This is a genomic window from Pseudoalteromonas sp. 1181_04 (assembly GCF_052850545.1).
Genome location: NZ_VXCS01000053.1, coordinates 1 through 7,207, shown reverse-complemented (window position 1 = coordinate 7,207; position 7,207 = coordinate 1). Strand labels below are relative to the sequence as shown.

The following is a 7,207-nucleotide window of genomic DNA, read 5'->3' as shown; positions in this document are numbered from 1 at the left end:
AACGCTAAGGACAGCACATGCGACCTGAAATAAAAAACATCCCCCAACAACTTGGGCAATACTTGTACCAGCAAATAAATGAGCCGTGGCTTGAAGCACAACTCATTTTAAATTGCGAAGATGAAAACGTACTTGAATGCAAAGCCCATTATCAAACTGCTGCTGATACAAGCGAACAGCCGATTACCGTGACGGACGAGATAGTCGATTTATTCAACACCCTATTTGAAAAAGCCACCCAACACCAACCAGAAAACTGGACACGCGCTATTTTTACCATTAATCGCCAAGGTCAATTTAATCTCAACTTTGAGCGTGATAATAATGATGATGACGTTATTACCGCACAACAAACACATTAATTCATAACCTAGATTCAAATAAATAATTTACCGCTCTTTAACAACATGGATGTTGTTTGGCTAGGCGCTAATACAGCCGCTGATTAGTGCCCTGCCTTTCATTTTTGCACAAGTAAATTCGAGTCTACGCATTCGTAGCAGCGGGTTTACCCCGCGACATAATTCCCCCGCAGCCCACAACGAACTATTATTTGATGATAAAGCCAATGACAGCAACGAATCGATGGAAGCCGCTATTGCAGTATTCCGGCTCTTTACCCAACGAAAGTAGGCAAAGGCGACCCTGTTCAGTATTTACGTAAAATAAACTGGCAAGACTTAGGCAAACAAGCCGCCAGTGAAGTCAAAGCAGTTATTAAAAGCTTTAGAGATACTCTTAATGACATTTCAACCAGCTGGAAATACGACCTCCTACTGCCAGACTCGGCCATTGACGGCATGCAAGCTATGGTCAAACAGCTTGATGAAGTCACCCCGCAAATAGACCAAGGCGTAAGAAACGCCGCAAATGAAATTGGCAATCGCGTAAATAAAGCCCTCGATGAATTTGAGCCACCGGCAAGCACAGGCGTAGTGGGCAAACCGAAGAAGACGGTAGCCAATGAATTAGAGCCACCGAAATGGAATGATTTGAAGGAGGCTCAAAGTAAAAAACTTTCTAATTCAACCGACAAAATATACAGCTCAAATTTACTCAATAATCGCAAGATATATAAAAACGATCTTGACTTTACGTCAGAAATAGCACAAATGTTGATTCAAGTATTAAAGATAAAATTGAAGATGATAATAGCTTTAGGAATAACCCTTCGCTCCAATATTAGTATGAAAAATTTAAAAAAGAGTACTGGAAACTTAGAGCAAAAGATTTTGAGTAGGTAAATCTGTATGAATAAATATAGTGAGTTAATCAAACAACTTGATTTGAGTGAACACGAAACCTTTTGGCAAGGTTCGGCTGACTTGAAAGAAATAGCACTACTTGAACAGCTAATTTCGATAAAACTCCCGCCTTCATTAGTTGGTTTTTTAAAAGAATGTGGTGGAGGTGGGACAATCGATGCGGAGGTATCTGGTATTGAAGATAATAATGCTACTTTGAAGCGTGGAGGAACGATATTAGGTGACACACTAGATTGCAGGGAAACATTTGAATTACCCCCCCATTTAATTGTAATTTTTTATAAAGAAAATGAAATTTGTTGGTGCTTAGATTCTAATACCCAAGAAAAAGAATACCCACTGGTTAATTATAATTTATTTAAAAAACAAGTTGACGGAGTAATAGCTGATTCCTTCCTCTCATTCTTTTGTGATTATGTTGAACTTAGAACCTCGTAGAATCTATTAAAGCTAATTGAACACGCTAAGGACAGCACATGCAACCAGAAATAAAAAACATCCCCCAACATCTTGGGCAATACTTGTACCAGCAAATAAATGAGCCGTGGCTTGAAGCCCAACTCATTTTAAATTGCGAAGATGAAAGCGTACTTGAATGCAAAGCCCATTATCAAACTGCTGCTGATATAAGCGAACAGCCGATTACCGTGACAGACGAGATAGTCGATTTATTCAACACCCTTCTTGAGAATGCCACTAAACACCAACCAGAAAACTGGATGCGCGCCATTTTTACTATTACACGGCAAGGCCAGTTCAACCTGAACTTTGAGCGTGATAATAATGATGATGACGTTATCACTGCACAGCAAACTTATTAAACAATATTGATTTACCCGCTCTTTAACAACATGGATGTTGTTTGGCTAGGCGCTAATACAGCCGCTGATTAGTGCCCTGCCTTTCATTTTTGCACAAGTAAATTCGAGTCTACGCATTCGTAGCAGCGGGTTTACCCCGCGACATAATTCCCCCGCAGCCCACAACGAATTATTATTTGATGATAAAGCCAATGACAGCAACGAATCGATGGAAGCCGCTATTGCAGTCCTCCGGCTTTATACCCAACGAAAGTAGGCAAAGGCGACCCTGTTCAGTATTTACGTAAAATAAACTGGCAAGACTTAGGCAAACAAGCCGCCAGTGAAGTCAAAGCAATTATTAAAAGCTTTAGAGATACCTTGCAAGATATTTCAACTAGCTGGAAATACGACCTCCTACTGCCAGACTCGGCCATTGACGGCATGCAAGCCATGGTCAAACAACTTGATGAAGTCACCCCGCAAATAGACCAAGGCGTAAGAAACGCCGCAAATGAAATTGGCAATCGCGTAAACAAAGCCCTCGATGAGTTTGAGCCACCGGCAAGTACAGGTGTAGTGGGCAAACCGAAGAAAACCGTTGCCAATGAGCTTGAGCCGCCGAAAGGGAATGATTTAAAGGGGGCTAAAGGTGAGTTTATTGGTTCATACAAAGGGAAAAATTTAGTCCTCAAAAATGTAGAATTTAAAAAGATTGATTACTTAAAGCGTGATCGAGCTGAGTACAAAGCTTTGCGAAGTAAGTTTGATAATGGTGTTCGCAAAAAATTTCTTGAAGAATTATCTGATAATAAAGATATATTATCCCAATTAGATAAACTTGGTGTTTCTTCAAGTGATATAGCAAAATTAAAGGCAGGACGTGTACCAAATGGCTGGCAAGTTCACCATAAACTTCCTTTAGATGATGGTGGAACAAATGACTTTAGCAACTTAGTACTCATCAGAAATAGCCCAGAGCACTCAGCTTTCACGACTTTTCAAAAAAGAGCTACTAATGGGCTAGAAATTGGTGATGTAAAATCAACAGAGTGGCCATTTCCAAAAGGGAATGTATATCCGAGGTAACTATGAAAAATGTAAATGAATTAATTAATTACCTGATAGAGAAAAACTCAGAAGAGCAAACTCACTTTGGCGAAGGTTTTTTTCTAACGCCTATCAGTTTGGATGAGGTAAAAGCTTTTAGTGCGTATTTCACCAAAGCCTTCAAGTTTCAACCTCCAAGTGAATTTTTAGATCTATTAAAAATATCAAATGGCTTTTCTGTAAATGGATTAAATCTCTATAGTGCTAAAGAACAAAATGAACCATATTACTTAGCTGGAATTATTGAAGCCAATCAAGAATTTCATGTAGAAGAATCTTTACGTAATTTCGTCGCTTTTTGTGATGAAAGCAGCTCAAGGGTGGTTTATCACTTAGAGGTAAATCAATTTCAGATTGTAGACTCTTTCACGTGGGAAGAGCTAGAAAGTTTCCCGACTTTAACTTTGGCGATAAGCTCTTTACTTAAAACAGCAAATATTTTTGAATAAATCAAACAACGCTAAGGACAGCATATGCAACCAGACATAAAAAACATCCGCCAACAACTCGGTCAGTACCTTTATCAGCAAATAAAATAGCCGTAGCTTGAAGCACAACTTATTTTAAACTGCGAAGATGAAAGCGAGCTTGAATGCAAAGCTCACTATCAAACAGCGGATGATGCAAGCGAACAACCAATTACCGTGACAGACGAGATAGTCGGTTTATTCAAACAAGTATTTGATAAAGCCACAAAGCACCAACCAGAAAACTGGACGCGGGCTATTTTTACCATTAATCGCCAAGGCCAATTTAATCTCAACTTTGAGCGTGAGAATACCGTTCATGAAGTAATCACAGCGCAGTAAATGTACTCATTGATAACTTGAATTCAAGTAAAAATAAACCCGCTTTTTAACAACATGGATGTTGTAAGGCTGAGCGCTAGAATCGTTTAAGATTAGTGTTTAGCCATACATTTTTGCGTGCCTGCACAACACATCCACAGACACCATTTAGCTGTTAGTTATGTACTCTCATTCCGCTCGCTTCAACATGGTAACGACCATTGCAACGGCTCTTTAGGTCCGCAGTGGGCCAAAGCAGAGCTATAGGAAGTAAAAAAGGGGATAAAACACGCGTGCAATTAATGGATGAGCAAATAGAAAAAGCATTTAAAAAACATGGGCCAAATGCTAAGTTAAACATTCAACTTGAGCGCTGCCCGTTAAACAAAAAGTAGAGAGCCCATGATAGAAACGAATGATGACGCCTTAGATTATTTTCTAAGCAAATTTAGGCAACCAACAACAACTGTACCCGCGACTACCGCTGATATAGAAGCGTATCGAGGGAAACTGCCTGACCAGCTACTTGAATACTGGCAAATACTCGGTTTTAGCGGCTTTGCCGATGGTTTATTTTGGCTGACAAATCCAGCGGATTATCAAGACATTCTTGACCGGTTTTTAGAAGACACCCCGTTTGAGCAAGATGATATTTATTATGTTATAGCGCGTAATGCCTGGGGGAAGCTTCAGGTCTACGGCGAGAAAACAGGTGTATCACTTAAAATCAGCCCGCACCTTAACTGGATAACGACAAGCGAAGGAAGTGAGCAAGATATTAAAGCTGGTAAAACTGAGCGGACAATAAAAAATTTTATAGCATTTCAAAGCCCTGAGCGACTTGATATTAAAAATAACCAAAAGAAACCACTTTTTCCTGCGGCATTAAAAAAACATGGCCCACTCAATGCTGATGAAGTGTACGGCTTTGCGCCATTTTTATTTATGGGTGGCGAGAAAAAAATCAAGAATATTGAAAAGTGCGATATTTTTGCCCATTTGAATTTAATTGCCGACATGGGGGATATGGAAATTATTGATATGGCTTCTATGGTACGTGGCGCTATTAAGCAGTACGAATAACGCTGTATGCAAATGTGATTAGTTGAGGACTTAAACGAGCTTTATTTGGCACACATAACTTAATGAAAAACTTAGACTTAAAGAAAAAAGTTTCAGTAACACATGATGAGCTATATTCATTAGAAATGTTTTTTAATATTAACTTACCAATTAGCTACAGAGAGTTTATTTTAGAATTCAATGGTGCATCCCCAGAGGAAGCTATTATAAGAATTAACTCTGAAGAGCGGGTATTGGAAAGATTTTTAATAGTTTCGGAAGATGAAAAACTCGATAGTGGACTGATGCAATACGAAATTAAAGTAGTAATGGCTCAAATTGAGGAAAGACTTACAGCTAACGAAGACTTGGTTGGAGCCGAGACCTTACCTTTTGCTTATCTTTTTGGTGGTGATTTTTTATGCCTAGACTTCAAAGAAGATGCAATAAATCCTAAAGTAGTAATATGGGATCATAATGAATCTGAAGAATTATCGCCTGTTTTTTACAAAGCTTTTGATAATTTCCAAAAATTCCTTAATGCGATGTCTTTCGGCTGACATATATTTACAAACTTTATGTTTGATCATTTAATTTAAAGCTCATTTATAATACTAAGGACAGCACATGAAACCTGACATTACAAACATCCCACAACAACTCGGTCAGTACCTTTATCAGCAAATTAATGAGCCGTGGCTTAAAGCACAACTCATTTTAAATTGCGAAGATGAAAACGTACTTGAATGCAAAGCCCATTATCAAACAGCAGATGACTCAAGTGAACAGCCAATTACCGTGAAAGACGAGATAGTCAATTTATTCAAACAAGTATTTGATAAAGCCACAAAGCAGCAACCCGAAAACTGGACACGCGCTATTTTTACCATTAATCGCCAAGGCCAATTTAATCTCAACTTTGAGCGTAACAATCACGATGATGACGTTATTACTGCACAAAATACGCACTAACTTAAATAAGTAAATTACTCTAATACAAAAACACTAAGGACAAAAAACATGGATGTTAAGAAAAACACCCGTAGCAAGCTAAGCCTAACCGCCTTACTTTTTTCAAGTAAATTTATCAAAAGCCCGGTTATTCGTATCGCGATCATCTTCGCCATTATTATCGCATGTTTACTAATGATCAAAGTGGCTATTATGGCCTTTTACATCACGGTATTTCTGCTTGTGACTGTTTTAATATGGGGTACATGGCGACGATTTGCTAAGCTTAAAAAGAGTAAAGCTCTAAGCTAATATTTATCATAATCATAATGAAATTGTTTCTTTTATTGTTATAAATATAACAAAACAAGGAAAAACTGGTATTTTTTGCAACTATGATTTGAACCTCATCCTTATACATACTAAAATGCCATTTGATTTATAGTTAAAGTAAATATAAAAGTCATGGAAGACTCTAGTAGAAATATAATCCTTCCTATTGTTACTCCATGATTTTTCGTTGCTAAAAGTGATATAAACAAAGATGTTTATAATGAACAATTTAATGGAGTAATTATGAAAAAATTAAGTGCGCTGGTTGCTATAGTGATGCTATCAGGTTGTTCAAGCAGCCCAAAAGTTGAACAACAGGCAGCCCCAGTTGAACAACCAGTTGTTGTCGCAGAAGAAGTTAACAGTGCAATATCATTGACTGTTATTACTTCTCCTGATGACGCCCGTATTCGCATTATGAATATAAAGCCGAAATACGAAGCTGGTATTGAACTCGATGAAGGTAAATACGACATCGAAGTTACTAAAGATGGTTACTTAACCTATAGAAAGTGGGTTACTGTTGACAAGAAAACGATCCTGACTATCGAATTAGATCAAATTGAAGCAAGCCAATCTGCGTTATAGTACCCCTGGTGGCAAGTGTATTCTTGCCATCATCACTTTGTGTTATCTTTATTAAAAATTAAGTATAGTTTACATACAAAGTTATTGTCGCATTAAAGAAATACCCGTATTCTATTGCGCTCATTAAATGGACAGTAAAGAATAAGGATATTAATTTTGGAGTCATCACAAAACTATTCTGACAGCTTAAATAAAATCTCCACACGAATACCTAACGCACTTAAAATAGTTGATAATAAAGAGCTAAAAAGCACTATTTTTTGGTTGAATCAAGTGCTTTTAGTAGTTTCAACTATCTTTGGTGTTTACC

12 protein-coding genes and 1 pseudogene are annotated in these 7,207 nt (G+C 37.8%); all 13 read left to right on the top strand.

Features of this window, described 5'->3' with window-relative positions:
- Nucleotides 1–17: 17 nt before the first annotated feature.
- Nucleotides 18–362 (top strand): immunity protein YezG family protein, encoded by a 345-nt coding sequence (locus FW757_RS22825; protein WP_182768425.1) that lies wholly within the window; start codon nt 18–20, stop codon nt 360–362.
- Nucleotides 363–809: 447 nt separating this feature from the next.
- The gene (locus tag FW757_RS22820) at nt 810–1,244 is read left to right on the top strand and encodes a hypothetical protein (RefSeq protein WP_404676322.1); all 435 of its coding nucleotides are present in this window, start codon (nt 810–812) and stop codon (nt 1,242–1,244) included.
- 6 nt (nt 1,245–1,250) lie between these two features.
- Nucleotides 1,251–1,703, top strand: a complete 453-nt coding sequence (locus tag FW757_RS22815) for an SMI1/KNR4 family protein (protein WP_182768401.1) — start codon at nt 1,251–1,253, stop codon at nt 1,701–1,703.
- 38 nt (nt 1,704–1,741) lie between these two features.
- A complete protein-coding gene (locus FW757_RS22810; protein WP_182740454.1) occupies nt 1,742–2,086 on the top strand; it encodes an immunity protein YezG family protein in 345 nt (114 codons plus the stop codon).
- Between the two features lie 360 nt (nt 2,087–2,446).
- The gene (locus FW757_RS22805; RefSeq protein WP_446441758.1) at nt 2,447–3,154 is read left to right on the top strand and encodes an HNH endonuclease signature motif containing protein; all 708 of its coding nucleotides are present in this window, start codon (nt 2,447–2,449) and stop codon (nt 3,152–3,154) included.
- 2 nt (nt 3,155–3,156) lie between these two features.
- Complete coding sequence (locus tag FW757_RS22800; RefSeq protein ID WP_446441757.1) at nt 3,157–3,624, top strand: YrhA family protein; 468 nt, start codon at nt 3,157–3,159, stop codon at nt 3,622–3,624.
- Nucleotides 3,625–3,648: 24 nt separating this feature from the next.
- Nucleotides 3,649–3,984, top strand: a pseudogene (locus FW757_RS22795) (DUF600 domain-containing protein).
- Nucleotides 3,985–4,208: 224 nt separating this feature from the next.
- Nucleotides 4,209–4,358, top strand: a complete 150-nt coding sequence (locus FW757_RS22790; protein ID WP_182740481.1) for a hypothetical protein — start codon at nt 4,209–4,211, stop codon at nt 4,356–4,358.
- A gap of 7 nt (nt 4,359–4,365) precedes the next feature.
- Nucleotides 4,366–5,046 carry a GAD-like domain-containing protein gene (locus FW757_RS22785; protein ID WP_446441756.1) on the top strand — a complete coding sequence of 227 codons (681 nt, stop codon included), beginning with the start codon at nt 4,366–4,368 and terminating at the stop codon, nt 5,044–5,046.
- A gap of 62 nt (nt 5,047–5,108) precedes the next feature.
- Entirely contained in the window at nt 5,109–5,585 is a 477-nt protein-coding gene (locus FW757_RS22780; RefSeq protein ID WP_182719051.1) for an SMI1/KNR4 family protein, read from the top strand.
- Nucleotides 5,586–5,652: 67 nt separating this feature from the next.
- Nucleotides 5,653–5,997 (top strand): DUF600 domain-containing protein, encoded by a 345-nt coding sequence (locus FW757_RS22775; protein WP_182740459.1) that lies wholly within the window; start codon nt 5,653–5,655, stop codon nt 5,995–5,997.
- Nucleotides 5,998–6,045: 48 nt separating this feature from the next.
- Nucleotides 6,046–6,288, top strand: coding sequence for a hypothetical protein (locus FW757_RS22770; RefSeq protein ID WP_182719053.1), 243 nt, complete (start codon nt 6,046–6,048; stop codon nt 6,286–6,288).
- 264 nt (nt 6,289–6,552) lie between these two features.
- Nucleotides 6,553–6,897 carry a PEGA domain-containing protein gene (locus FW757_RS22765; RefSeq protein ID WP_182719054.1) on the top strand — a complete coding sequence of 115 codons (345 nt, stop codon included), beginning with the start codon at nt 6,553–6,555 and terminating at the stop codon, nt 6,895–6,897.
- The last annotated feature ends 310 nt before the right edge of the window (nt 6,898–7,207 follow it).

Excerpts from the sequence above, each read along its gene's own strand:
- FW757_RS22825 (WP_182768425.1), top strand. The coding sequence starts at position 18 with ATGCGACCTGAAATAAAAAACATCCCCCAACAACTTGGGCAATACTTG.
- FW757_RS22820 (WP_404676322.1), top strand. The coding sequence starts at position 810 with ATGGTCAAACAGCTTGATGAAGTCACCCCGCAAATAGACCAAGGCGTA.
- FW757_RS22815 (WP_182768401.1), top strand. The coding sequence starts at position 1,251 with ATGAATAAATATAGTGAGTTAATCAAACAACTTGATTTGAGTGAACAC.
- FW757_RS22810 (WP_182740454.1), top strand. The coding sequence starts at position 1,742 with ATGCAACCAGAAATAAAAAACATCCCCCAACATCTTGGGCAATACTTG.
- FW757_RS22800 (WP_446441757.1), top strand. The coding sequence starts at position 3,157 with ATGAAAAATGTAAATGAATTAATTAATTACCTGATAGAGAAAAACTCA.
- FW757_RS22785 (WP_446441756.1), top strand. The coding sequence starts at position 4,366 with ATGATAGAAACGAATGATGACGCCTTAGATTATTTTCTAAGCAAATTT.
- FW757_RS22780 (WP_182719051.1), top strand. The coding sequence starts at position 5,109 with ATGAAAAACTTAGACTTAAAGAAAAAAGTTTCAGTAACACATGATGAG.
- FW757_RS22775 (WP_182740459.1), top strand. The coding sequence starts at position 5,653 with ATGAAACCTGACATTACAAACATCCCACAACAACTCGGTCAGTACCTT.
- FW757_RS22770 (WP_182719053.1), top strand. The coding sequence starts at position 6,046 with ATGGATGTTAAGAAAAACACCCGTAGCAAGCTAAGCCTAACCGCCTTA.
- FW757_RS22765 (WP_182719054.1), top strand. The coding sequence starts at position 6,553 with ATGAAAAAATTAAGTGCGCTGGTTGCTATAGTGATGCTATCAGGTTGT.